Origin of the sequence: Mesorhizobium sp. M7A.F.Ca.US.014.04.1.1, from assembly GCF_003998745.1 — a bacterium.
Lineage (GTDB): Bacteria > Pseudomonadota > Alphaproteobacteria > Rhizobiales > Rhizobiaceae > Mesorhizobium > Mesorhizobium ciceri.
On sequence record NZ_RZRW01000776.1, the window covers coordinates 1 to 2145 of the forward strand.

Sequence of the window (2145 nt, forward strand, 5' to 3'; positions counted from 1 at the left end):
GACGCGGTGAGCGACGTCATTCCGGGCGCCCGCAAGCCCACACAGGCCCGTCCCAACGCTGAAGCCGCGGACCTCCCGCGGCTGTCCGATGAACTCATGGGCAAGATCCGGGACGTCTACGACCAGGACATCAAGCCCCATGTGCATCAACGCTGGTAGGCAATATCCCTCGGTATCGCGAGCGCCACATTGACGCGTCGGCAGCCTGATGTGACGAAATAGGCGTCGCCTCAGAAACCAGAGGGCTCAAGCGGTCCCAATCAATCCTGATGCCGTTTCGGGCCTCGAGCAGATGCAGTTCTCGAGCAGGATTTCGAAGCCGACCTCATGATCGCCTGAAACGAGGCTGATGCCGCACCTCAACCAGGAGGTCGACGGCGACTATCACGGCAAGTTCCTGGACCTCGCCGGTCGGTCCAACCACCTGAATCCCTGCCCCGAACGTTCCCGAAGTCCGTAATGAGCGAAATCCACATGGCACAATCTCTCTCTCGTCAATCAGGCGCTTCCTTGGCAAGGTAAGAGCAGTCACTGCTCAGCGACGACGAGATACTGTGCTCCACAATACACCACCTCTAACTCTCCACGTTTGACGCTGGGGGCAGCACCACAGCCGGGTGACGCCCTTCGCGCAGCATCAGCCCGAGAGTGTAATCAACTGCCAGCTTCACGGCACCGAGCGCGGTCCCGTCATCCCCCAGGGAACTGACAGCGATGGGTGTTGACCATGCAAGCTCTGCTGCGACGCGTTCGACGTTTTCCGTCATCAGCGGGTTTCTGCCGACACCGCCGCCGAGCACGATCAGGCCGGGGTCGAGCATGCCGATGCAGCCGGCCGCCAGCCTGCCGGCCCCTACCGCCGGCGGCGAGCCCTCGAGCGCGCGTGCAAAAAGATCCTTGGCCGAGTCGGGCGGCACGCCTTCTCCTGCGGGCCAGTCGACACGGCAGCGCTCGATCAACGCCCGCGAGCCGAGATAATGTTCGAGCCCTTCACGATAGGGCGTCTCGCTGGCCGACCATGGAAACGGCATGCGGCCGATTTCGCCGGCCGCACCACCGGCGCCGCGAAACAAACGCCCCTCGGTGATGAAGCCGAGGCCGACCCGCACGCCGACCTGCAGGAAGGCGAAGGTCTGGTGGCCTTGCGCGGCGCCAAAATGCATCTCGCCGATGGCCGCGCAATTGACGTTATTTTCCAGGATGATCGGCACTTTGATACTGCGCCGCAGCAGGCCAAGCACGGCGGACGGCCCGCCGGGCCGGTCAAAACGATTGTTGGAGACGATGCGCGGCACCGCCACCGCAATGGCGCGCAGCGCGCGAAAACTCTTGGCGACCCTGGCCATGGTGGCACGCGCCACCGACTCTACGACGGCGCCGACCGCGTCGGCGTCGCCGGCTATCGCTTCCGGGATGGGTTCTTCCGCCGACGCCAGCTTCTGCGCATCCATCGAATAGGCGACGGCGCGCACCTGGGCGGCGCCGACATCGATGCCGATCGCGTAGCCGGCACCTGGACCGATGCCGTAGATCGTCGCCGTGCGGCCAATGGCGCCGCGCTCAATCCCACGCGAGGCGACGAGGCCGAGCGCGCTCAGCTCCGACACCGCCGCCGACATGGTAGGCTTCGACAGGTCGAGCATGGCGCCGAGCTTTGGCCGCGTCACCGGCCCGTGCGAGGCAAGCAGGCGCAGCACCGCCCGGGCGCTGTCGGTCAGATTGGGGATTTCCGCAGCCGCCATCTCAGCCGTTCGACCTTTGCCTGAAATCCTGTCTCCGGTCGGCGAAAGCGCATTCGCTGCCCCGACTCGAAAGCCATATCCTGTCCTCAATGCCTCATTGCTGACCGGTTTGGCAATTTCCGCGATGTCCGGACAAGGACGTCAGACTTCGGTCGGCGACCACGGCTTCAGCTTGGTATCGGTCTGGCGGTAGCGGAACACGATATCGGTGAGGCCGGCCGCGTCCTGCATGTCGCCGACAATGAGCTGGATGGCGATGATCTCCAGTATGGCATCAGCGATGGCGTTGCCGAGCGCGGGAATCGAGATCACCACCAGCCTGTCGGCTGGAGCGACATCGCTGCGCCGCGTCACCAGCACCGAGGAGCAGCCCAGCGCCGCAAGATCCTGCGCGATCTTCACC

The 2145-nt window shown here is 64.6% G+C and carries 1 protein-coding gene and 1 pseudogene; both read right to left on the reverse strand.

The genetic code is table 11. From position 1 onward, the window contains the following. Positions 1-575 precede the first annotated feature (575 nt). Positions 576-1742 carry an ROK family transcriptional regulator gene (locus EOA22_RS31320; RefSeq protein ID WP_127390495.1) on the reverse strand — a complete coding sequence of 389 codons (1167 nt, stop codon included), beginning with the start codon at positions 1740-1742 and terminating at the stop codon, positions 576-578. 141 nt (positions 1743-1883) lie between these two features. Beyond that, positions 1884-2145: pseudogene (locus tag EOA22_RS31325) on the reverse strand (sugar isomerase); the annotation flags it as partial.